This window comes from Parendozoicomonas sp. Alg238-R29, assembly GCF_947331445.1.
GTDB lineage: Bacteria > Pseudomonadota > Gammaproteobacteria > Pseudomonadales > Endozoicomonadaceae > Sansalvadorimonas.
This window is the reverse complement of sequence record NZ_CAMZOG010000072.1, coordinates 1-25105: the sequence shown is the minus strand read 5'-3', so window position 1 is coordinate 25105 and position 25105 is coordinate 1. Positions and strand designations below refer to the sequence as shown.

Genomic DNA, 25105 nt, shown 5'->3' with positions numbered 1-25105 from the left:
CCCCGCAAATCATTGCGCAGACGGCGATGACAAGAATATCGAGAAGATTATGGTCGCACATGCCTTCGCAGCGAGGGTCAGGAACTTTGGCGAGAAAGGCTGTCAGGGGCTGATACTGCTGGGCTTCCATGCTGAAATACGAGTCTGATAAATGGGAATCAGAGACTACTACAAATTATGTGGCTCGATGGTACCTATTTGATGCAATTGCCCTGGATATTCAGCTTCCTGATGAGCCAACGGCTTACGCTATTCGTCGTTTTGATCGGGATGGTGACGACCGTGTTCACACTGAGGACTTTGCACAAATTTTTGAACTGTATGCCCATAATAAATATGGCAAGGCGAACAGTGAACAGATTGCACTGGCTCTGTATCGCTTTAGTGATAACGGGTTGGCGGATGTGCAACAAATGGCCAGACGACTGCTGGCCAATATTTTGCTGGCCAACGGTGATGCTCATTTGAAAAACTGGACGGTCATGTATGCCGACAAGAAACACCCCACTCTCTCTCCGGCTTATGACATTGTCAGCACATTGCCTTATGTGAACAGTGAAACAGGTATAGCTCTCAATATCGGACGGGAAAAAGCCTGGTATAACATCGATATGAATACGTTTGAAACCTGGGCGCGACGTGCAGATATCCCGTGGCAGGCGATAAAAGTGCATATCAAAGATGCCATGGAGCAGGCACGCAGTACATGGCCAGAGCTGATCAAAGATCTCCCTATGCATGAGCAACACAAGGCCGTTATGGCTGAGCATATGAATAATGTGACCCAGGCCTTTCGTGTCACGCTATAGGGAAGGGTTGCGGGTTATACTGAATACCAGTAATTGAAGTTATCAATACTTTTTTGATAGAAAGAAAAAAGGCCGCAAAATGCGGCCTTATTAACAATCAAACATCAAACATCAAACGCTCACTCACAAAGATTTCGCACAATCTCTTTTGTATCTCTCCGGCTGTTTCAATAACAAACAAATCTCAGACGTTCGCCCCTGCTCCCTGGCAATTTTCATCGCATCTCCAGGATAACGAAGCGCCAGACGCTGCAGATTCGCTTGTGCAATCTGAAGGGTTTGTTCAGGCAACCATGGTGCATACCAGCCCTGCAGCTGGGCCACGGTTGTCATAACGCCCCGCTCCCAAGGCCCGAGAGAGATCGCACGTTCTAACGCATTAAAAAACGCCTGATCAATCTGCCGGGCGCGTGCTTTCGCCATGGCAAAGTCAGACCAGGCATAAGGCCAGGCTGGGCGTTGCTGAATAGCTGTGCGATACGCGGCCAACCCCTGCTCCTGAGCAACAACATCGATGGGTTGCTGTTGAAGCTGGGCATTGATGACCCGCCAATCTTCAAGCTTCGCGAGTGCCAGGTTGTATTCCGGTGCATCCGGCTCAATAGCCAACACACGCTGCACACCCTCTTCAACAATCTGGAGCTCTTTCTCATCAATAGAGAAGGCCTGTGGCTCCTCCTTGAACGACTGCCCCCAATGCTCCAGATAAGACTGCGCCTGGCTGTTAATAATGCTGGCGCGCATCTGCTGGAAGCTGGTAAAGATCAATACCATTAAAGCCGGCAACAACAAGAGAACGGGAGCACGCTTGATGTTGAAACTGGATGTCTTATTTGAACGGCGCCGACGACGTTTCTGTGAACTCATAACTTCCCAAACATAAAAAACGGACAACGGACAACGGACAACAGAATCAAATCACAGACAAATACCGGTTCAGCATTTCTTCCTGAGCCTCAATCACCAAAGCAATAAAATCCTGATACTGCTGCTGGGTGTGGGCTTTATCCAAAGCCTCGTAGTAAGCCAAGCGGTTCTCTGCCCGGATAATAACAGGCAAGTATCCACTGACCATCAGATCAAAGTTCATCAATAACCGAGCTGTCCGTCCATTGCCATCAACAAAGGGGTGTATTCCCACAAAATCCACATGGAGTCGTGCTGCACGCTCTACAGGGTGGCATTGCTGGCTCTGATACCACTCAACCAGTTCTTCCATAAGTTGAGGCAAATGCAGGGAGTCAGGTGGCGTGTGCTCGGCACCGGCAATCACTACATTTTCTTGCCTGTAACGCCCTGCATTCTGGTCATCAATATTCTTTAAAACCAGCTGATGCACAGACTTGACAAGACACTCACTCAACGGCTCTTCCCGCGCCACAACCGCTTCACACCATGCAATGGCTTCCCTATGGTTAATAGCCTCAGAATGCTCACGCATAGTTTTGCCACCAACAGTAATCCCTTCGAGGACTACCTTGGTTTCTTTGAGGGTTAGAGTATTTCCCTCAATCGCATTGGAGTTATAAGTCCAGTCCAACACCAACGACTCATGCAGCGACTTCACTGTATGGCTGGGTAAAGGGCGATGGCTATCAAGCGTCGCCTTAAGCTTGTCGATGGTTTCAAACATAAAGGGAGCAATTCATTGCAGGATCAACAATCAGTATAAGGAAAGTCTATATCCCGAACAACGGACAACGGACAACGGACAACTGCCAACTGCCAACTGCCAACTGCCAACTGCCAACTGCCAACTGCCAACAAAACTTAAAACAACCCTTCCGTCAGTTTGCCGGGATTTAGAAAACAAAGTTTCTCAGCTAACGGCTTACCATACTGTTTCTCGATCACTTCATAAGCATCTTTCATAGCCGGTGGGCGGTTCTTGATATTGTGCGCATCGGAAGCCACAAACGTAGCCAGATTGTTTTCTAAAAACCATTGCGCCGTACGCTGTGCACCTTCACCGAAGTTCCCAGAAACAGACGCCGCTGTGAGCTGGAACAAAACACCATGTTTCACAAGCGTTCTGGCGACATCTGGCTTGCGCATAATCTCTTTGTTGCGTTCAGGGTGCGCGATAATCGCTTTAATGTTTTGGCGCTGCAGCCACTTGAGCAAGTTCTCAATACCCATGGGAATACGGTCGTGAGGCATCTCCAGCAGTACAACCGTTTGATCATCCCACCGACCTATAAATGGCACTTTGTCTCGCTTCAGTTGAATCATAAACTCATCGCTGATCCGCACTTCCGCCGCCATCGCCACTTTTATAATGAGGTCGGATTCTGCTAATGCCTGCTTAAGAGATTCAAACGCTGGGCGGATGGTATCAACGGTATTCTCAAAACGCCCTGCGTGCATATGGGGTGTGCACACCATATGGGTAATGCCCTGCTGTTCTGCTATTTTCAGCAATGCCAGAGAGTCGTCCAGCGTTTGGGCACCATCGTCTATGCCGGGGATGATGTGGTTGTGTATATCAATCATGGCTCTGCTTTCTGGTAACAGGTAACTGCCGACTCAAAACACTTATTGCCATTAACACAACAAAGTAAGCGGCATTGGCGGGTATCTGAAGATTAAAATCTACCGATGAGTGAATCATAATGGCCAGCATTCCCATAATGGAGGCAAAGCCCGCACCTGCACATAAGTTGTTTCTGCGTAAGCGAATAGCCTGTAATGCCTGGATAAAGCACCAGATTACCGCAATCGCCAAAAGCAAAAAGGCCGGCATTCCCAGCTCCAGAGGAAACTGCAAAAAGTCATTATGGGCAAAGTCAAAGAAGCCCTGCCAGGAACCATCGTGATTCATAGGCAGTGCTGTATAAAAGGTGCCTGCACCTGTTCCGGTTAAAGGGTTGTTCTTAATTATCTGCACACTGACCGGGTTCACATCTGTGCGTACATCAAGAATAGTGACTGGTGCTGATGAACTCTGGAGGTTCCCGTTCCCGGCTTGAGGCTGACTACTCGTCACCTCTGATGTTACCGGTTGTGACATCACAACGGAGCTCTCAATCCGTTCTACAACCTTATCCAAACCAAACCAGTTGCTGACTATCAAAGTATCAATAAGAATCAAACTGGCAAAAAGAATGACAACGCCACGACTCAGCTTTCTTTTGAGAATCACATAAACCAGGCCGGTTAACATCAGACTGGAGAAGAACGCAGTATTGCCCATACGGGAACGCGTCAGCACCACGGCCACAACCATAATGGCCAAACATACCCGCAGTAACACTTTACTACTCATCAATGTCGTCAGAGTGTTCCTTAACCATTCCCACCAATCGGCCGCACGTTGGTTACTCAGCTGGGCGATCAGCAAACCTACTCCCATGGCCAGACACATTTCCAGATACCCGGCCAGATGGTTACGGTTTACAAACGTTCCGGTGGCCACACCTTTGCCACTGGATTTGTCGACAAAAAAACCTATCTCCAAACCGGATAGCGTGCTTAACGCACCATATAAAGCCTGAAAGGTTCCACCAATAACCGCACACCAGAGCAACCAGCGTAAACGGTCTGTAGAATTCACGGTAAGCAGAGTCAGGGTAAATATCAGCAACAATGCCAACGTTTGGAGGAAGGCTGAGTGAGTCTGGAATGCATCTAAAGAAAAATAAGCCGTGCTGACACCCGCCGCCTCATAGAGCGTAGCCATACCCGGAGCTAAAGAGTCGACTGTCGATAACGGCAATGCAAACTGCTGCGCAAATACCCAACCAGCAACGAATACAAAGGCTCCACAGACCGGTATCGCTTTACGTAAGGCTAGAGTTACCTGCACTTTGCCAAAAACAAAGCCAACAACCCAAACCAAAGCCGTTCCGAATACCAGCAGCTGCATTACTGCCTTTGCCCAGAGCGTATTACTGCCAAATGGCAGTGGCAGCCAGATCAGCAATGCCAGCAATAAGTAAAACGGGAGGGCATCCCAGCGATGACTTTCCATGGAATAAAACAGTTCAGCCGTAAAATAAAGGCGAGGATTGTCGCATGAATAGCCAGGTTATCTCTACTGTCTCTACAGGTGCCGACAACCCGATGCCAGAGCATCAATCGTTACTGTTTAACTGCTGGAAAACCTTTATGCTGGAAAACCTTTATCCAGGAAAGCTTTCCGAAAGTTGTACATACCAAGAGGCAACCAGATTAACAGCCAATATTGATGAGGCACACGCACCAGTTCATCAACGTAAGATTGTATCGCGACGAAACCAAACACCAGCAGCGCAGCAACAAGCCGGCTGCCAGCAGAATCTCGGCAGCACCAACACTGCCAAAGTACAGATAAGACTGAGCCCAAAAACAATACCAATCCAATCAACCCATAGTGAATCCAAAGGGTCATCAAATAGTTATGGGCAAAGGGGTAGGAAACGCCTGAACGGGGAATATGGTATTCAAAGATTGCACCAGCCCCATGACCAAGCCAGGGAGCCTGTTGTATCAGCTCAACACCATAAGCCCAAATAGGTTCCCGGCCATTAAAGCCTTTATCCAGTTCTGCCTGAAATATCGTATCGCCGAACACAACAAACACCACCGACAATACAGCGATACAACCAAGGGCGTATAAAAACCTGCGCCTGCCACCAAAGGCCATAATCACCAGACACCCCGCCAGGAAGGAAAATAACGCTCCACGGCTATAGGTGAGCACGAGATAAACAAGCAACGGTACCAGAGCGACTACTGAGATCACTCGCACTGATTGCTTACTGGTACCCGCTAGTACTGAAACCAGAACTGTCGCAAACACACCGTAGTACAACCCGGCATCAATAGGGTTATACAAATTAGCAAAACTCTCATAGCCAGCGCTATAAAGGCGAAAGCTGCGATAGCCAATGGTTTTCCCGACTACCAACAGCTGCCAGAGCACACTGAACAGTGCGACGGCAGCTACCAAAACTGCGGTGTACCAGAGCAACTGCTGAAGGTTGATACCTCTGCGCACCAGGGATTGAACAAGGGCAATAAAACAAACGACAGCAAGCCATCCCTGTGCCAAAGACCAAAACCAGGCAATTCCTGCTTGTGTGGGGGACCAAAGTGCGGATAGCAGCGACCAACCGGCAAAGGCCAACAGCATGGCCGCTGGCCAAATGCGGGAAAGGACTTCGCTAAACCCCTTCCCTATCACTGGCCGCAAACACCAGAGCGCATTCAGCAACAGAGGCCAGATCAGCCACTCCATAGCGACAGGGGATAAAAAAACAGGGCCTGTTAGTATCATCACCAACAGGCCCTGCTGAAAAAAAGACTCTCGCTCAGGCAACAATATCTTCCTCAATCTGCTTTGAAGGCGAATGGAATAACCAGTCCACCACCTTATCGCTGGGTTTAAAACCGTTCACATAGCGTAGCAGCAACTCTCGGGTCAGCTGATAACGGTGACCGTGGGTGGTATCCAGCATTTTCTCGATAATATCTGTGAGTTCGCCCCATGCCAGCCACTCTTCATGGGCCCGGCTAATACGAGGGTGGTCGGTGCCCGCCACGTTCTCCCCTATGAGCAGTTCCTCATAGAGTTTCTCCCCAGGCCTGAGCCCGGAAAACACTACATCGATATCGCCATCCGGGTTAGCGGTATCTTTCACTGACAAACCGGAGAGGTGAATCATGCGATGGGCAAGGTCTACGATTTTCACCGGCCGGCCCATATCAAGAACAAAAACATCCCCTCCTTCTCCCATCGCTCCTGCTTGTATCACTAGCTGGGCCGCTTCTGGAATGGTCATAAAGTAACGATTGATGTCCTGATGAGTCACCGTCACCGGCCCACCCTGGCGAATCTGCTTGCGAAACAAGGGAATCACCGAGCCACTGGAGCCCAGCACATTACCGAACCGTACCATGGTAAAACGTGTGTTATTGGGAATCTTCTGATCTGCACACTGGAACAACTCGGGATGGAGAAAGCTCACAGTCTTCTCCTCACTCAGCCCTTGCAACACCATTTCTGCCAACCGCTTGGAAGCCCCCATCACATTGGTAGGGCGAACAGCTTTATCGGTAGAAATCAGAACAAAGCGTTTTACTCCGCACAATATGGCCGCCTGTGCGGTGTACAGAGTTCCCAGTACATTGTTGCGTAACCCCTGGGAAATATTGTGTTCAACAATGGGTACATGCTTATAGGCCGCCGCATGGTAAATTGTGTCTATTCCATACGTCGACATCAAATCCACAAGCCGCTGGGGATCGTTTACCGAACCCAATACCGGCACAAGCTGTACCTTAATGCCCAAGCGGCGAATAGTGGTTTGTAACTCCTGATCCAACTGGTAAAGGTTGAACTCAGAATGCTCCAGCAGGATCAACGCCGCAGGCCCCACCTTAAGAATCTGACGGCACAGCTCGGAGCCAATAGAACCACCGGCACCGGTGACCAATACCACTTGATTGGCAATATCCTTTTCCAGTAGTTCCTGGTCAGGTTTCACTTCTTCCCGACCCAGCACATCACCAATATCAATATCCCGGATATCCTGCATTTTCATACGACCACTGACCAGATCGGCCATACCCGGCATCGTTCTAATCGGCAGTCCAAAGGGTTCTATCTTTTCTACCAACTGCCTGCGATGACTGCGGGGCAAGGATGGTAAGGCCAACAGTACTTCTTCGGCTCGAGTATTTTCCATCATCAGAGTGAACTGCTCTGAATGATAAACCGGCACGCCCCCCATCATCTGGCCACGAAGATTACGGTCATCATCAAGAAAAGCCACAGGGTGATAATCCCGCCCTCGGTGAAGCGCACCCATCAGCTGAACACCCGCCTGCCCGGCACCATAAATGGCAATAGGAATACCTTTATGGGCAAGGCGCGCCGGGAAAGGATTCGCTACGGTTTTAAAAATGGATTGAACACTCTGCCCCAGTAACCACGAACGCATGATGTAGCGGGTAGCGCACATAGTGGCAATAAGCAGCAGGCAATACATCACCGGTACCGAGCGAGGTACCAGTTCATCGATCCCCAGCATAAAATCCAGCAGTAACCAAAGCGCCGTGGCATAAATAGCCGCCCGCACAATGACCCCTACTGAGTGCTGGCCCATATAGCGTAAAACAGCGCGGTAAAGCCCCATGCGTATAAAGAATGGCAGCGCGCACAGAGGCACCAAAGCAAACGTTTGCCAGTGATTGGCAATCAACACGCCTTGAATATTAACGGCCTGCAGGCGAATGGCTAACGCCAGCCAAAGACACCCCCATATGGCAGCGATATCAAACAACGCCGTGAGTAGGCGTTTGTTACGGCGGGGCAAATGCAAGAGTTTATTACGCATAAAACATATATGAGCCAGCAGAGAGTGGGGTAGAAATAACGTGCAGGAGGAAGGAACTAGAGCGAAGCCTGCTCCATAACAGCGCGAATAACCGTGCAGGTTTGGTCAATTTCCTGAACGGTGAGTGTTGGGTGCACCAAAAACATCAAGCTGGTTTCCCCTAACTCACGGGCCACGGGCAAACGCTCTGCAGGCCGAAAGTCGGTACCATCAAAGGCTTTTTCCAGATACACCTCAGAGCAGGAGCCCTGAAAACAAGGTACGCCTCTGACAACAATTTCATTAACAATACGATCCCGGTTCCAGCCTTCTTTCAACTGCTCCGGTTTTACAAACACGTAATGCTTGTAACAGGCATGCTCAATATCAGACGGAACTTCCGGCACCCGCAGGGCAGGAAATTGTTGGCAGGCTTCCGAAATAGCGGCTGCGTTGGCCTGCCGTTTTTTCGTCCACTCCGGCATACGCTTAAGCTGAATACGGCCAATGGCCGACTGCATTTCTGTTAAACGCCAGTTGGTACCAAAGGAGTTGTGCACCCAACGAAAACCAGGGGGGTGTTGAGTGTTATAAACGGCATCATAGGATTTACCATGATCTTTGTAGGACCACATTTTATCCCACAGGGTTTTGTCGTTAGTAGTGACCATGCCACCTTCACCGCCGGTGGTCATAATTTTGTCCTGACAAAACGACCAGGCACTGATATGGCCAATGGAACCTACAGAGCGACCTTTGTATTTGGCTCCGTGGGCCTGGGCACAATCTTCAATCACATAAAGATTATGGGCTTTAGCCAGTTCCATAATAGAGTCCATATCACAGGGCCAACCTGCCAGGTGCACACAGAGTATGGCTTTGGTGTTGGGAGTTAATACAGCTGTGATAGATTCGGCGGTAATATTCTGGGTGGTTGCATCTACATCAGCGAACACCGGCCTGGCACCGGCAGTGACAATGGAGCTGGCTGAGGCTAGAAAGGTACGGGAAGTGACAATCACTTCATCACCGGCTTTTATATCCAGCGCTTTGAGGGCAAGATCCAGCGCCAGAGTACCATTGGCTACGGCTATGGCGTATTCACTCTCTGTGTAGTGAGCGAATTCTTTTTCGAATTCACGGCCCTGAGTTCCGGTCCAGTAATTGACTTTATTGGAAAGCAGGGTTTTTGAAACGGCGCTGGCTTCTTCTTCGGTGAAAGAAGGCCATGGAGAAAATTGGGTATTTAGCATTTAAAAGATTGTTACCACAGAGGCACAGAGACACGGAGAAGAGCTTTAGAAAACTCTGCGACCACCAAGGATGGTGGAAGTGTCGGTGTTGAATGGAATATTCACCGACGCTTCGTGTCTCTGCGGTTAAGAAATTGATTTAGCAGGCACACCAACAACTTTTGAATTGGCAGTTACATCATCAATGACAACTGCACCAGCACCAACAACTGAACTATTACCAAGTGAAACCCCTTGGATAATTTGTGCTCCCATACCAATAAAACAACTCTCGTTTACGTTAACATAACCACCAATCGATACATTCGGAGAGACAACAGCGAAATTAGATATTGATGCATCGTGACCAATGCTTACATTCTTATTAATAAAGGCGAGTTCGGAAATTATGACATCAGGATCAATAGTAACGTGAGGATAAACTACAGTTCCGTTACCAACTTTGACAGAGTCTGGAATATAGGCCAGTGGGTGGATAATCTTAGGGAAATTTGAAATACCTGACAGAACAAGACGATCAAATACCAACTTTCTAACCGATGGCGTTCCAATAGATATTACAACTCCCGGCCGACCTAATTCTTCATAGCGATTTATAAGAGAGTCAATTCCCCCTATAACAGGAAAAGCTAACACACTTGTGTCACAAAGCTTTTCATCATCATCGAAAAAGCCAGCAACATCCCACTGCAATTGCTCTTTATTAACGTCATTAATGATATTTAAAACCGCCTTACCTGCCCCTCCAGCCCCAAAAACAACAATTCTTTTCATTTCCTTGTGCCTTCAAATTTATGCATAGTGGCATGATCTTCTGCACTAATACCTTCCTTGAAAAAAACTTTTTTTACTGTAAGGAATAATATCTTAATATCAAGGACTATAGACCTGTTATCTACATACCAAACATCCAAGTCAAACTTTTCTTCCCAACTTATTGAATTTCTACCATTGATCTGAGCCCAACCAGTAATACCCGGTTTCACTTCATGTCGTCGAGATTGATGCTCATCATAAAGAGGGAGATACTCAACACGCAATGGCCTAGGTCCAACTAAACTCATATCGCCCTTTAGTACATTCCAAAATTCTGGCAACTCATCTAAGCTTGTACGGCGCATAAAACTTCCGAATGGTGTAAGACGCTCCGCATCGGGGAGTGGATTTCCATCAGGACCACTAGCATCTCTCATTGTCCGGAACTTGATCATTTCAAAGGGTTTACCGCCCAACCCAGGACGACTTTGCCGGAAGAATATAGGTTTCCCCATAGTCTTTGTTACTTTTATAGCAGTTAGAGCGACTATAGGGCTGAACATGATCAGCGCAATTAACGAACCCAGAATATCAAAAAGACGCTTTAGCATAGAAGAAACCCCATCTAGCAACTTCACTTAATACTTCTAATAGAAACATTTTAAAACAACTCAGCAACCACTAATAGAAAATAAAAGTAGATCGCTACTTTGTTTTCATCTGAACTGATCCGGCTTCATTCACAGCTTCTGACAAAACCCTTTCAAACTCTACGGCTAATACATCTCTATTAAAATCAGTCTGCGCAAGCTTTCTCGCCGCTATCTTTGCAGAAGCAATTCTTCCTTCATCTTTAATAAATTCTAAGAACTCAACAGCTGCTAGATCAATATCATACGGGTCAACTGATATGCCAGCAGGATATAATGAAAACAAATCCGCTTGCCAACCCCCATAATTAATAACAACAGGAGTTTCTGAAGCTAGAGCATCAAAAAACTTGTTGGCCGAATTATTCCACATTTCTCGAATCGGTAAAAATAGAGAGAACGCAACATCAGCATGAGCCAAAATCTTCGGCATCACTGACTTATTTACTTTAGGAAACATATAGAAATTTTTCCCATAAACTCCAAGTTGTTTTGATTTTTCTTTTATGAGATCACATTCCATACCATCACCGAATATCACAAAGCAGACATTTTCATCCAACCTTGATACTTTACATGCTAATTCTGCAAAATATGAAACTCCATTAATATTCCCTAATGTTCCAGTATAAACTGCAAGCTTTCTCCCATTTAAGAAATCAAAGATTTCATCACAGCCATCATTTGTGAAAGGAGAAAACACATCCGTATCACAACTATTTGGTATCATAGCTGTTTTATTCCTAGGGAAACCGCATTTAACAACACCCTCTACCATCCCTGGCGACAAACCAATAATTCTAGACGAGTTAGAGTATGACCAAAACTCTAGTTTTTTAGCCAAAAAAATTGACAACCTTGATTTCAACGCCCCAATAGCAATTGGTAATTCTGGCCATAAATCTCTAACTTCAAAAACCATCGGCACGTCATTTTTTTTAGAATAGATCACAGCAGGTATAGAAACAGTTAATGGAGTAGATGTTGCAAAGACAACATCAGATTTGATTTTGTTGACATATAACATTGAAGCAATAACAAACTGAAAAAACTTTATAATTCTTTTTGAAAAACCCATTTTGTTTGAATACGTCAAATGATAAGCATGAACCCTTATGCCTTCAACATTAAAAACCTCCCAACCTTTTTTCTTTACGCAAAACTCACTGAGCTTAGAAGCCATTGTTACCATGTGCACTTCATGACCATTCCTTACGAGCCTTTTCGCCATTTCGTAAGAGCGAGTCCCTCCAGGGTGGCTCGGCGTTCCAAAATACTGATGAATATACAAAACTATCATTTTATTCTCCAAACCAATAAATCTTTACATCAAAAACACTAAGATTTAAATAAGAAACTTTAACAAACCAAATCTAAATTGATTTTTAACACCACGCTGAAAGAGTCAAATAATGGGAGATCGATTCATCACTCTCTCTCTTAAAGTCATATACATAAGTAATACAAGCGAGCAAGAAAATAAAAAAATAGAACTACACATATAACTTTTAAAATCATACAGCGCCGTAAAATACGAAATTAATGCATAAGGAACTATCACTGCAACTTCAAAACAAATTACCGATGACCAACGATCATGAGACCAGAGCCAATATCTAATATCAGCTAGCAACAATACTGAACTAAGAATAAAAACAGGTATATATAACTCTTCGAAGGCAGGGATTTGAACATAGCCTTCAAAGAAGTCAACCATTGTCAACAAATAAAACAAAGGTAGAATTGAAAGAAACATTACAAACGTACTAATAATTGATTTATAACATTCATAGAATAAAACTTTATTATTACAATATTTCGAAAAGCGTCTATTAACCGGAACCATGAACAACTGCCAAACACCTTCAACAATACTTAAACCTAATGCGACACTATCGTTAAGCTTTAATAAGCTAAGAGTATCTGGCAAAACGAAAGGAAGCCTAATGAAGATTATTTGGTTTATTATTGAAAATTGACGAATCGACCCAGAAGGTATCATTTCAAAGTATATCCTACCTACTTGAGAAATAGCTCTTATATGAAATACAATTCTTAATTGGCTTTTAACATATAAAAAAACTAAAACCTGAGTAAGAATATACGAGCAAAAGAGTATATTCAACAAACTTACATGAGTCGAGGCATCAAACAATAACGCACCAATAAAAAACAATATCCACGGGAGATTGATATTTAATTCATACGTTTCTGGGGCAAACCCTCTAAACAACCCTGAAAAAACGTTACTTGCACAAAAACAAGCAACAAGTGCCATCGCAATATAATAACCTCCAAAAAAATTAGACAACAAAAACATCAGTACTGAGAAAGAAATAAACACTACATACAGGCAAAAGAAATCGTGGACTTTACATATCTCACCCGATATCTTTATTGCAATATTTTCAGAGGCACCAAAAGATAACAGCCTTGAAAAAATTAATATATAGGTCAAAACAAGATAATATTCAGAAAAAACACCATCACTTAATTGAGGCACAATCAATATAAGAAACAGAAACTTTGATGCTAGCGATAGAACTTTAAAAAAATAGCCATAATACTTAGTCATTTCCGCTCTGCTCCACCAATAAATATTCTTTATAAATCAATGAAAAAACAGAGAATACAAGAACATAACGACTATCTAACAAATCGCCACTCACCATTTGATTTAAAAGAAACATTAAAGCCAACAAGGAATATACATTGTAACCAGCCTTAAAGAAATCAAAATACCTATACGCAAAAATACAACCTAAAAATAGACCTAGCTCAGAGAACACTTCCATCACAAAATTATGGGGGTAATAAATATCAAAATAACCTGCATACTCTCCCCAACTACCAACACCCACCCCAAAAAACAAGTGATTCCAAATCATATGCATTGAAGTTTCTATTGCATCTACTCTTGAACCTACACTCCCATAATTTGATACATCATCCCCATTGATTAATATAATTATACGTGACAAAAGAGGCGAGTCTAGCGTTACCAAAATCTCAAGAATTAGAGATCCAAATATCACACAAAAAAATATTGAGGCACCAGACATGAGAATCAAAAAGTATCCCTTCATCCCAGTTTCTTTATAGAAAAAGTAAAGCAAGCATAATGTAGCTGACAACAAAGGGCCTTTAGATTGCGTCCAGAGAACAGATACAAAAAAGAGAAACGAAACAATAACTTTGATTTTTTTGTTAAAATCAAGAAAAAGCGTACAAATCAAACCCATCGCCATTAATCGGCCAAAGACTATTGGGCCATTTAAGAAAAACCTAACACCTCTATCCCAAAAACCGAAATTCAATTTATATAAAGAAGTTATTACCAATAATACCAACAAGATAACAACAATTGAAAAAACTACAGCCTCACTACCAAATCTATCGACCGACAATGCTAAAACAGAAAGACACAAAATCGTTACAACAAACAAATTCAAGGATTTAAATATACCGTAATCCAAAGAACTGCTATAAAACAAAGTCAAGAAGACAACAGTAACAGGAAGCAATCGATATAAAGAAAGAGTAAACCACCGCCCACTCTTTTCATACAGAACAACGAATAACACAAAGAGAGAGATCAATATATTTGTAGGAACTCCAAAGAATACCAATCTCTCTTCTACCCCAACCACTCCTACCATTAGAACAAACAAGAAAAGCCCAGTATAAATCAGAGATTGGACATTCAGTTTCTTATGCATTTAACACCCGTACTTATTTAAAACAGTCTACTGGCAACCTTACCCCTCACTCTAAAGCTTACCACTCCCATTTTTAATTCATTTATCAGAAATTATAGATTGTATCTTTAAATACTTATATCTAACACACCATGAATACAGGAAGGCGCTATAAAAATACATTTAGCTGAGTAGCGATTTGCACCTATTATACAAGAATCACACTTCATACTTCACAGACTTCACGTTTGAATATAAAAACCCACCATCCCCATATCAAAAGGGTAGAAATAATGGGCATTAGATAGATCAGGTTAAAGTCATCTCCCAACACCAAAATACACAAAATCTTTTTTTCTCATTAGCACGGGATCAAAGAGATTCCGTCCATCAAATACAACACTATCATTCAACAATTCAGCCATCATCTCAAAGTCTGGTGCCCAAAACTGCTTCCACTCTGTACAAATCACCAAAGCATCTGCATCTTTTAGGGCAGCCTGGCGTGTACCACAGAGTATTAAGCCATCTCGTATACCATAAATTCGTTGAGCTTCTTCCATAGCTTCTGGATCATAAGCCTGTACAGTTGCCTCGGCTTCCCACAGGGCTTCCATCAATACACGACTCGGTGCATCGCGCATATCATCAGTATTAGGTTTAAAGGCCAAGCCCCAGAGCGCAAAAGTTTTGCCTTGTAATTCGCCTTTGTAATGACGGCTGATTTTATCAAACAGTACTTCTTTCTGGCGTGCGTTGCGTTCTTCTACTGCACGAAGCATAACGGGATTAAAATCAATTTCTTCTGCAGTGCGTTTAAGTGCCTGCACATCTTTCGGGAAGCATGACCCCCCATAACCACAACCGGGATAGATAAAGTGATAACCAATACGAGGATCAGAACCTATACCCTGTCGTACATGCTCAATATCGGCACCCAGTTTTTCCGATAGCATGGCGATTTCGTTCATAAAACTAATTTTTGTAGCGAGCATACAGTTGGCGGCGTACTTGGTCAGCTCTGCACTGCGAACATCCATAAAGATGATGCGTTCATGGTTTCGGTTGAAGGGCGCATAGAGTTCGCGGAAGATATCTTTAATGGCTTTATCTTCTGTACCTATCACGATTCGGTCTGGCTTCATGCAGTCGTTAACTGCCGCACCTTCCTTCAGGAACTCCGGGTTTGAGGCTACATGAAAAGGTATTTCTACTTTTCTGACAGCCAGCATTTCAGCAACCTTTGCTGTGACTTTGTCTGCTGTGCCAACGGGGACAGTAGACTTATTGACGATGATTTTTTCATCATTCATATACGTAGCAATGGTTTCTGCCACTGTCAATACATATTGCAGGTCTGCTGAACCGTCTTCGTCCGGTGGTGTGCCAACAGCAATAAACTGGAACACGCCGTGTTCTACGCCATTCTGAGCATTGGTTGTAAAATTCAGACGGCCGGTGTTATGGTTTTCTTTAACGAGGGATTCAAGGCCAGGCTCATAGATGGGGATGATGCCTTGCTTCAGGTTATCTACTTTTTGCTGATCAATGTCTACACAGATAACATCGTGGCCGACTTCGGCTAGTACAGCTGCTTGAACCAGGCCTACATAACCTGTACCAAAAATTGTGACTTTCATTATTTTACCATGAAGAAAAGGCTATAACTTTGATAAGAGCTTTGAATCAGATGTACAAAGATACTCAGAGAAAAATTAAAATGCAGAGTGGATTTAATACGCTACCGCCCGTTGGGTTACGTATATCCTAAAAAACGCTGGCTTGTTTTGTAACAATCAGTAAAGACCCTTGAAACTGTTACCATGGAGGAAAAGCAAAAAAGATTTTTAGAATGAAAAAGCAAAAGATTTTACCAATAGCTTTTGCTTTTCCTTATTATCTCTGTGTCTTCGCGATTAAGCTAATTAACCTTTAGAGGAGTACCCTTCATAGTCATAATACCCATAGTTATACCCGTACCGATCTTTCTTATTCGGGTCAACCTTGTTGAGTACTACACCGGTAATGGGTGCTCTGGCTTGCAACAGTCGACCTACAGCATGGGTAATAACCGGTACATGCACTCGACTGGACTCTACTACATAAATCAAACCATCACTCACCTTACCCACCATCAATGCATCACTGACGCTTTGTACAGGTGGGCAATCCAGAATAATGGTGTCGTATACCTTGCGCAGGGACTCCAACATTTTCTTGAATCGCTCGCTGGCCAGCAGTTCCTGCGGGTTTGGTGGCACAAGGCCGGAAGGCATTACGTCCAACCCTTCAATACTGTGAATGCATTCGGAGAATGGATGGGCACCAGAAAGTACGTTAGCAAGTCCGGGTAAACCACCTTTCATGCCCAAGCGCTGGCCAAGTGTTGGCCGACGCAGATCACAACCAATAATCAGGGTTTTGCCCAGCTGCCCCATCGCCAATGCCAGGTTACAGCTGACTGTCGATTTACCTTCACCAGGAATAGAGGAAGTCACTGCAAAAATTCGGTGATCTTTATCCAGCGCGGTTAAGGAGAGTGATGTGCGAATAGTACGTACAGCCTCTCCGAAGATATGTTCATTCTTGTCGTTAAACAGCTGATGAATCTCTGCTTCTGTCTTCTTCTTGATATTGGGCATCAAACCCAGTACCGGCAAGTTCAGCCTGTCTTCCACATCCCGGGCGGAACGCACCGTGTTGTTCATCATTTCCAGCAGGAAGGCCATTCCGCTCGAAATCATCAATCCAAGCAGAGCTGAGAGCACAACAATCAGGCTTTTCTTGGGCTTTACTGGGCTTTTCGGGGTAAAGGCTTTATCAACAATGCGAGCATTGGCTGTTTGCAAATCACTGGTGGCACTGGTTTCCTGAATACGCTTAAAGAACGCATCATACAAGTCTTTGTTTGTTTTCACTTCCCGCTCAAGGGCGCGGAGCTGGAACTGTTTGCGGTTAATAGTTTGGGCATTGCTTTTCGCTTCGGCTACAGCTTTGGCCAATGAAGCTTCGTTGGCTTTGGCAACACGGTATTCGCTCTCTATACCACTGACTATGCGATTAATCTGACTATTGATATTGGCCTGAATACTCCGCAAATCGCTTTGTGCGGCAATCATTTTCGGGTGCTTAGGCCCGTAACGGCGAGAGAGTTCCTGCACGCTTCGTTCCGCTTTGGATTCTTCCTGTTTTAAATCCTGAATCAAAGGATGAGAAAGCACGGCAGGCAATGAGCTGAAATCTTTCTGCCCCTGTTTTTTGCTGTCTTGAATCTGGCGATAAATATTGCCGCTTACCGTTAAGGTCTGGCGAATCTCTACCAGGGAAGTGGTCAGGGCTTTTAGCTCGTTATTGGAGATAGTGAGTACACCCTCCAACTCAATCAGATTCTCCTGCTCACGGTAATCCTGCAATTGCTGCTCGGCAGACTTCAATTTACCGGAGAGGTCTTCCAACCGCTGCTGCATCCAGCTGGTTGCACTGGTGGTTAGGGAGAGTTTGGCTTCCAGATAGGAGCCTATGTAAGCATTCGCTATTTCATTGGCAATACGAGCCGCCAGCTTTGGGTTCTCAGAAGTCACACTGACTTTGACTATCTGAGTTTTTTTAACAGGCTGCACTGATACATTGGCGGCCAACACATCAACTGTGTCGTTTAGAATGCGATCTTCCAAACCGTCTTCATCCACCGGTTTGGTTAAGCCAAACCAGCCACGCCAGTTAGTATACTCGGCATACCAGGGTGCCGGTTGCAGGCTGGTGTTAAACTCCGGGTTTTTCAGCAGGTTCAGCTTGTGAACCACCTTCTCCAATACGGCGCGAGACTTCAGAACCTCATATTGGGTATTCAGGTAGCTGTCCCCTCCCCCTTCCAGTCCATAAACCTCTTCAATAGACACAACCTTGGCCTGTTCCTGCTCTATCTGCAGTACAGCCGTGGCCTGGTAAATCGGCGTAAGAGAAAAAACAATCAATACCGCCAACAGGGTAACCGCAAAGGTAAACCCGATAATCGACCATTTGTGATTGTTGAGGGTATGGAAAATCTCCGAGAGGGAGATGATATCTTCATCAGAAGATTGAGCAGGCGTTGTTGGTTGAGTCATATTTTAAATGTGTTGGCAGTTAGCCGTAGGCAGTTGTAAGTCGGAGCTAGATCCGTTAGCAGCCGCCGTTACAGCCAACTGCCAACAGATAACAGCCAACATTAAAAGAAGCTTTCTTTCACGTTCACTATGTCACCGGGCATAACCGGTCTGTCGAGATTCATAGTCACAGTTTTCTTGGTGCCGTTAACCTCTCGGGTCACGGCCACCTGTTTTCTAGAGGCTCGTTCGGTGAACCCGCCAGCCAGTGCAATTGCTTTTTCAAGACTCAACCCTGGCTCAAAGGAGAAACCACCAGGATCTTTCACTTCTCCACGCACAAAGAACTTGCGGTATTCGGTAATGGTTACGTTCACTTTCGGGTCAATCAGGTAATCACCCTTCAACTTACTGGTCACCAGATTTTCCAGCTGACCAACAGTTAACCCTTTTACGCGTACCTCGCCCAAAAACGGGTATGAGATAGTACCGGCATCAGTGAGCCGGGTTTCTACACTTAAATCTTCTTCACCAAACACATTGATGCTCACCATATCACCAGCATTCAGCCGATAAGTGGAGTAGCTCACGGTATCTTCAGCCCGGGCTCCAGCAGCCAGCACAATTGCAAGCCATAAGAAGCCGGCCAGGAATCTGGAAAATCCGGTCATTATTTACCTCGGGAATTATTAAAAAAATGTTGGCTGTTGGCAGTCAACTGAGTACTGCCAACAGCCAACAGAAGACAGCCAACTTTTAAAGCGTGAAGTTCGCGCTCAGCATGTAAACATTGCGATCGTAATTGTCTTCGCTCACACCAACCAACTTGGCATCTTCGTTACGGTCGGTATAGGTGTAACCAGCGGTGAGAGTGACCCAACGCTTCAGGTTGTAGTCAACGGCAACACCATACTCTTTCACAGCACGGTCGCGGGTTGTCTGGCCTGCCGCATTTTGCACTTCTTCATCGGTGTAGCTGCCGAAGGCACGGGTCTTAACCTTTTCACTCCAGCTGTGATCCCAGCTTACGCGGGTTGTTGTGCCTTTAGTGAAGTCGGCATCAACAGGGTTGTCGGATTCCAGACCATAGTCACGTATTGCAGACAGCTGAATCACAGAATAAGTCAGTGGCATGTAACTCACGCCCACTTCCCAACCGTTGTAGCCTTCTTTGCTCACGCCATCTATTTCGCTGGTGCGATAGCGGCGACCAAACTTGGCATAACCACTGGTTTTCGCAGTCGCTTCCCAGTTCACACCCACCAAGTAACTGGTGATGTCGAAACCGGCATTTTGCAGTGAACCATTGATGTTTTGCTTGTCGTCGTAATCAAGCTTGCGCTCTTTAACTTCGAAAAGAATGTCTGTTTTCGGCATAAGGCGGTAATAAACCGTCGCGCCGTATTCGTTGCTGCTCTTATCCTTGTAGCCCAGCTCGTCGTAATCTTTGTCGTCAAAGTTGGCGAACACGTCAATACGCGCCATCGCCTGCATGGAACCGAAGCCGTAAACAAAGCCACCTTTCTTCAGATCATATTCAGGGGCTGCTTTGTCGTTCACGCCGGAACGGGTGGCACCTTCATCGCTGTAAGAACCAAACTGCAGGTTGGCAGCAATACGGTTACGGGAGTTGAACTCGTGGGTCAGATCACCCAGCACACCGTAGTCGGTGTAATCCGCATCATGCTCACTGGAATAAGTGACGTCTTTCACTTCCAGAACCACACCATATTCATTCAGTCCACTCTTGGCACGGAAATCCAGGCTAGGTGCAATAACAAAAACATCGGAGCTTTTGTTAGCCAAACCTGTGCTTTTGTCGCCTTCACGGAACACGTTATCGTCATAACGGTATTCGGTGAGCAGCTTGGGCGTGAGTTCGATAGCACCCAACTGGATACTACCCGGCTCTATTTCTGCAGCCTGAGCCATGGCACCAGCAGTGATGCTCGCAACCGCGATGGCGAGCTTATTCATTCCATTCATGTACTGTTTACTACCTTTGTGCATGATCTTTGTAGGTACAGGTGCTGGCCAAATAATACGAAGCAATCGACAACCATGAACCAACACCCGGAGAATTCCCCAGCGGAATCTTACACAGAATAACCCGACATAGGGATGACCTGTATCAAATGGCAAGACAAAAAATTCACATATACTCTCCCGTTGAACAGAAAACGTGAACAGGCTCATTTTCTACGCCCTCCGTCTTCGCCCTTCTTCGTACACTTACACAGGAAACACCATGAACTTCACTCGCACTCTGGCTGCGGCCATGATCTTGACGGCTTCCGCAACAATGGCCCAAGCTGACATTGTTACTGATCTGGCCAACGGCATGCCGGTAGACCAGGTAATCTCATTAGCGATGCAGGCTCCCGATGCCAACCTTGAACAAATCATTGCCGAGCTGATTGCTGCAACACCCGATCAAGTGGCGGCCATTGTGAAAACAGCCGTAACTCTGTTCCCAGCCCAGGCACAGACCATTATCGCAACCGCCACCAAAGCCGCACCAGCTGCTGCTGGCGCGATCACCGCAGCAGCATCTCAAGCCCAGGCAGCACCCGCGCCCCAGCCTGTTATCGCACCACCACCAGTAGCACCCATCAGCAACGACAAACCGGTGGTTGTAAGCCCTAACTAGTTGTTGGCAGTTGGCAGTTGGCAGTTGGCAGTAAATGTAGGTTGATGTTGAGCGAAGCGAAGCCCAACAACCGCGAAGCGGCTCGATGTTCCCAACTCAATTGTCGGGCTTCGCTTCGCTCAACCACGACCTACATACAGGACAATCAAAATGTAACGCTGTACTCGTTGTTTGCAGTTGGCAAATTTACGACAGATTCCTGCCAACTGCCAACAAGCACGCTACCGCCCTTTTGGTCTGGTTCGCCCAAAAAAACCGCAAAGCACACAACCTCCGAAACGGGTCAACCGAAAAGGATAGCAGTGTCTTCTATTCTTGGATTATTAATGGCAGAGGTAACTTTTTGCCGAGAATGGCAACATGGAGAGAACAGTGAGTGCAACACCTGTGTCACTCAACGCAATCATCCATGATTACTACAAAGCTTTTAACAACGGTCTTACAACCCTCTATAACAACGACAGTCTAGACATCAGGTGTCTTAGCTTCTGTCGTGATCATAGAGAGCGAAGCACTATCAAGAAATACAAAGCACTAGCAAGAAACACAAAGCACTAGCAAGAAACACAAAGCACTAGCAAGAAACACAAAGCACTAGCAAGAAACACAAAGCACTTACAGAGACGCTTCCAGCCCAATGGTGTAAACATTACGATCATAGCTGTCGTCTGTTACGCCTACAGCTTTCACATCATCATCACCCACAAAGCGAGTAAAGCCAGCACTCACTGACAACCAACGCTTCACTTCCCAGCTCAGGCCCAGATTAATTGTATCGGTGTCACGATCTTTACGGGTCTGACCATTCTGGTTTTCTACTTCTTCCGCAACGCGAGACCAGCTCACATTGCTGGTTAAACGAGAACTCCAGTCATGCTGCCAGGACAAAGTCAGGTTAGTGCCCTTGGTGAAGGAGTTAGAAGAAGGATCTTCAGCATCCAGGCCATAGTCACGACCAGTCGACAGCTGAATCAGGGAATAGCTTAAAGGCTTGTAGCTCACACCCACTTCCCAACCAGTGTAACTTTCATCGCTCACGCCAGACGCTTCTGCATCACGATAGCGACGACCGAACTTGGCAAAACCAGAGGTTTTCGCGGTCGCATCCCAGTTCACACCTACCAGGTAACTGGTAACATTAAAACCACCGTCGTTTACGTTCTTGTATTCCAGATCACGCTGCTTCACTTCAAACAGCACATCTGTTTTAGGCATCAGGCGATAATAAGCTGTTGCACCGTAGTAATTGGTACGGGTATCGCTGCCAGTCGACTTCTTGTAGTTCTTGGCCTCAACACCACCAAACACATCAACACGCGCCTTGGCTTCAAGAGAACCAAAACCATAAACGATATCAGCAGCTTTACCAATGTACTCAGGGGTTTTGTTGTCTGCAGTACGCTTGGAACCCGCATCGTTAATCTCACCGATACGCAAAGTGGTATCCAGACGATTGCGGCTATTAAATTCGTTATGGGTAGTCAGTGCGGCTTTATAATCGGTGTAATCTGCATCACGCTCACTGAAATAACGATTCGCATCAGCTTCCAGCAACAGGCTATAAGTGTCGGCACCTTTGGCAGCACGAATATCCAGAGAAGGGTTGATGTTTAGAACCTTGGAAGACTGCTCAGTTCTATCACGATAAACGTTATCATCATGGGACAGCGCCGATTTCAGGCTCGGTACCAGATGAACACCACCAATCTGCACACTGGCAGGAGCAACAACTGCTGCGTGAGTTCCCATTGCCGCACACAAGGCGACCATTCCTGTCATTCCATTAATACTCAAACGCTGCATTGCTTTTCCTACATTGGGCTGTTGTATTTATTGCATCTATTTATTCTTTAGTCATGCGGCAAACAATTTGGATAGTGAGCCATAGACGTTTGCGCGAAATCTTACGTGATGCACTTAACAGTTTCTAGTGCATTTCATTACAATTTTCTCATATTTGTTGCAATTCCCTAACAATTACTTTTCCCCTATACTTGCGTGAAAATAAGTACATAGACTGAACCCAAGCTACTCAAACGAATAAACACACAAGGAAGAAGAGAGTTCCAATGACAATGAAAAAATTCGCCGTTCTGGCAGCCGCCGCCGGTTTCGCCGGCATGATGTCTCTGACTGCCAGTGCAGACGTTGCTTCTGATGTAGCAAATGGCCTGTCCGCTGATCAGGTTATTGCCAACGCAATTGCTGAAGGTGTTTCCGTATCTGATGCTGTAGCCGCTGCTATCGCCGCCAACCCAAGTCTCGCCACTGCCATAGTATCTGCCGCTGTTGCCACAGCACCAGCTCAAGCAGCCGCTATTACTGCAGCTGCAGTAAGCGCCGCTCCTGCTCAGGCTGCCTCCATCACTAGCGCCGCTACAGCTGCAGCACCTTCACAAGCTGCTGCAATCTCTCAAGCTGTTGCACAGATTATCACTAACCAGCCTGCTCCTGCTGCCGGACCATCTGCTCCTCCTGCACCACCAGCAGCTACACCAATCAGCGCTCCAACTTCAAGCTTTACTCCTGTCAGCCCTTCCTAACAGACACTGACAGAAACTATGCGCTTGCTGTTCTGGCAAGCGCATAGAGCTTTGTTGCAAACTTTCAGATATAAAAGTCAACATTCTCCAGACACAATTATGCCCCCAGGGAATTTATCCAGCAGCCTGTTGGATATTTTCTTCAGAGAGGAAATCTGGCCATGTCTGTGCAAACGCCCTCACGCACATGAGGTTAGCTCGATAAAATCCTTTCATGCTTGGAAAACCGGATTTCAGATCCTTTGCCAGCTGTTTAACAACCTGAGTGCCCCAGCCTTCATGACTCTGACGCTCAAAGATCTCATGACCTATGTGCCAATACAGCCTGATCATATGCTGATTGACAGTGAAAACAGCCCCTTGCGAGCCTTTTGAATACGTCCTTTAATCTCTTGAAGCCATACTCTGTAATCATCTGGGAGCTGAGACAGCAACGGGGGACTCCGTTATTGGCCGTAGAGTAAGGACGGTCAGAGTTTCAATAACTCCCCAAAGGTTTCCTGTCTTGTCACCTGATTTTAAACAATTCCGGTAAATGATCTTACCGGCACTCATTTATCCGAAAAAAACCACGATGTTCTCTTTCCAGGTCGGGTTCGCAGATGCGGCATAAAGGAGACAACGATATAGACACCACACCACCTCTCCTCTCCTCCCCTCTCCTCTCCTCTTGCTGTGATAATGCTTTCCCTTTTTCTAATCGACGGCAGTCGCTTTGTGCCTCACAGAGCAACAACCATTGAACCGGGAACCGGGAACCGGCTAATACAAAAGGTGATGAGGTCTGCAAAGTTTACTTTGTAGGCCTACATCACACATCTTGCCCCGTCGTTTGCGTGCACTTTGGTATAAAGAAGTATATTTTCTCACTACTGTCCGGTTAAGCATAAGCCAGCTCCAGACTCCCCTGATTCTGGAGTAAATTGACTTCCATGCTATCCGGCGGATCACTGAATAATTCCAACAAAGAGCAACGGCGGGTCAGATTAAGACTGATTCTTCGGGCTATTTGCTGTAACGACAATTTGCAGGGTGTTGTGATCTGAGCCAGCCGCAGCAGGAGGTAGGCAATCATTGCTGTGAGCACCTGTATTCTTACAGCATTTTCACTGCGCCCAAGGAACCGCTTCACCTTCAGATTCTGCTTAATCCACTTGAAGAACAGTTCGATTTGCCAGCGGGATTTATACAAGGCGGCAATCTCTGCAGCACTTCTCTTTAGATCGTTACTGATAAAAACCAGAACTTTGTCGTCTTCCCGGCGAATCTTGACCCGCCTGAGATCAGTTGGACAGTCCTTTCTACCTTTGCCAGAAGAGAGTCTGATAATTTGGTCTTCCAGGATAGAGTCGTCTGTCGTTTC

At 45.7% G+C, this 25105-nt stretch carries 21 protein-coding genes; 3 read left to right on the top strand and 18 right to left on the bottom strand.

The window, feature by feature from the left end; all coding sequences use genetic code 11:
• Positions 1-128 precede the first annotated feature (128 nt).
• Positions 129-809: a HipA domain-containing protein gene (locus tag QMA35_RS16300; protein ID WP_281648210.1), complete on the top strand. Its 681-nt coding sequence runs from the start codon at positions 129-131 to the stop codon at positions 807-809.
• Positions 810-932: 123 nt separating this feature from the next.
• Here QMA35_RS16300 and QMA35_RS16295 read toward each other — a convergent pair whose 3' ends face one another.
• The 16 genes from QMA35_RS16295 to QMA35_RS16220 all read right to left on the bottom strand — a co-directional run bounded on the left by QMA35_RS16295 (position 933) and on the right by QMA35_RS16220 (position 20535).
• Entirely contained in the window at positions 933-1676 is a 744-nt protein-coding gene (locus QMA35_RS16295) for a hypothetical protein (RefSeq protein WP_281648209.1), read from the bottom strand.
• A gap of 46 nt (positions 1677-1722) precedes the next feature.
• A complete protein-coding gene (locus QMA35_RS16290) occupies positions 1723-2442 on the bottom strand; it encodes a Fic family protein (RefSeq protein WP_281648208.1) in 720 nt (239 codons plus the stop codon).
• A gap of 137 nt (positions 2443-2579) precedes the next feature.
• Complete coding sequence (locus QMA35_RS16285) at positions 2580-3302, bottom strand: CpsB/CapC family capsule biosynthesis tyrosine phosphatase (RefSeq protein ID WP_281648207.1); 723 nt, start codon at positions 3300-3302, stop codon at positions 2580-2582.
• On the bottom strand, positions 3295-4779 hold the full coding sequence (locus tag QMA35_RS16280; protein WP_281648206.1) for an O-antigen ligase family protein: 1485 nt from the start codon (positions 4777-4779) through the stop codon (positions 3295-3297). Before QMA35_RS16280 ends, QMA35_RS16285 begins: the two co-directional genes overlap by 8 nt.
• 135 nt (positions 4780-4914) lie before the next feature.
• Positions 4915-6066: an O-antigen ligase family protein gene (locus tag QMA35_RS16275; RefSeq protein ID WP_281648213.1), complete on the bottom strand. Its 1152-nt coding sequence runs from the start codon at positions 6064-6066 to the stop codon at positions 4915-4917.
• Between the two features lie 34 nt (positions 6067-6100).
• Positions 6101-8128 (bottom strand): nucleoside-diphosphate sugar epimerase/dehydratase, encoded by a 2028-nt coding sequence (locus QMA35_RS16270; protein WP_281648205.1) that lies wholly within the window; start codon positions 8126-8128, stop codon positions 6101-6103.
• Positions 8129-8184: 56 nt separating this feature from the next.
• Positions 8185-9360 carry a DegT/DnrJ/EryC1/StrS aminotransferase family protein gene (locus tag QMA35_RS16265; protein WP_281648204.1) on the bottom strand — a complete coding sequence of 392 codons (1176 nt, stop codon included), beginning with the start codon at positions 9358-9360 and terminating at the stop codon, positions 8185-8187.
• A gap of 126 nt (positions 9361-9486) precedes the next feature.
• Positions 9487-10134 carry an acetyltransferase gene (locus QMA35_RS16260; protein WP_281648203.1) on the bottom strand — a complete coding sequence of 216 codons (648 nt, stop codon included), beginning with the start codon at positions 10132-10134 and terminating at the stop codon, positions 9487-9489.
• Positions 10131-10754, bottom strand: coding sequence for a sugar transferase (locus QMA35_RS16255; RefSeq protein WP_348650956.1), 624 nt, complete (start codon positions 10752-10754; stop codon positions 10131-10133). The genes QMA35_RS16260 and QMA35_RS16255 overlap by 4 nt, the downstream gene beginning before the upstream one ends.
• Positions 10755-10821: 67 nt before the next feature.
• Positions 10822-12066 (bottom strand): glycosyltransferase family 4 protein, encoded by a 1245-nt coding sequence (locus tag QMA35_RS16250; RefSeq protein ID WP_281648202.1) that lies wholly within the window; start codon positions 12064-12066, stop codon positions 10822-10824.
• 105 nt (positions 12067-12171) lie between these two features.
• Positions 12172-13341, bottom strand: a complete 1170-nt coding sequence (locus tag QMA35_RS16245; RefSeq protein ID WP_281648201.1) for a hypothetical protein — start codon at positions 13339-13341, stop codon at positions 12172-12174.
• Positions 13334-14485 carry an O-antigen ligase family protein gene (locus tag QMA35_RS16240; RefSeq protein WP_281648200.1) on the bottom strand — a complete coding sequence of 384 codons (1152 nt, stop codon included), beginning with the start codon at positions 14483-14485 and terminating at the stop codon, positions 13334-13336. The genes QMA35_RS16245 and QMA35_RS16240 overlap by 8 nt, the downstream gene beginning before the upstream one ends.
• A 299-nt stretch (positions 14486-14784) precedes the next feature.
• Positions 14785-16104, bottom strand: coding sequence for a UDP-glucose/GDP-mannose dehydrogenase family protein (locus QMA35_RS16235; protein WP_281648199.1), 1320 nt, complete (start codon positions 16102-16104; stop codon positions 14785-14787).
• A 285-nt stretch (positions 16105-16389) separates the two neighbouring features.
• Positions 16390-18570 (bottom strand): polysaccharide biosynthesis tyrosine autokinase, encoded by a 2181-nt coding sequence (locus tag QMA35_RS16230; RefSeq protein WP_281648198.1) that lies wholly within the window; start codon positions 18568-18570, stop codon positions 16390-16392.
• A 101-nt stretch (positions 18571-18671) separates the two neighbouring features.
• A complete protein-coding gene (locus QMA35_RS16225; RefSeq protein ID WP_281648197.1) occupies positions 18672-19220 on the bottom strand; it encodes a polysaccharide biosynthesis/export family protein in 549 nt (182 codons plus the stop codon).
• Positions 19221-19305: 85 nt separating this feature from the next.
• Complete coding sequence (locus QMA35_RS16220; protein WP_281648196.1) at positions 19306-20535, bottom strand: outer membrane beta-barrel protein; 1230 nt, start codon at positions 20533-20535, stop codon at positions 19306-19308.
• Between the two features lie 262 nt (positions 20536-20797).
• Here QMA35_RS16220 and QMA35_RS16215 point away from each other — a divergent pair, with 262 nt between their 5' ends.
• Positions 20798-21199, top strand: a complete 402-nt coding sequence (locus QMA35_RS16215) for a hypothetical protein (protein WP_281648195.1) — start codon at positions 20798-20800, stop codon at positions 21197-21199.
• A gap of 615 nt (positions 21200-21814) precedes the next feature.
• On the opposite strand, the gene QMA35_RS16210 is transcribed toward QMA35_RS16215, so the two are convergent.
• The gene (locus QMA35_RS16210; protein WP_281648194.1) at positions 21815-23002 is read right to left on the bottom strand and encodes an outer membrane beta-barrel protein; all 1188 of its coding nucleotides are present in this window, start codon (positions 23000-23002) and stop codon (positions 21815-21817) included.
• A 266-nt stretch (positions 23003-23268) separates the two neighbouring features.
• Here QMA35_RS16210 and QMA35_RS16205 point away from each other — a divergent pair, with 266 nt between their 5' ends.
• Positions 23269-23742, top strand: a complete 474-nt coding sequence (locus tag QMA35_RS16205; protein ID WP_281648193.1) for a hypothetical protein — start codon at positions 23269-23271, stop codon at positions 23740-23742.
• A gap of 880 nt (positions 23743-24622) precedes the next feature.
• Here QMA35_RS16205 and QMA35_RS16200 read toward each other — a convergent pair.
• Complete coding sequence (locus QMA35_RS16200) at positions 24623-25069, bottom strand: transposase (protein WP_281648211.1); 447 nt, start codon at positions 25067-25069, stop codon at positions 24623-24625.
• Between the last annotated feature and the right edge of the window lie 36 nt (positions 25070-25105).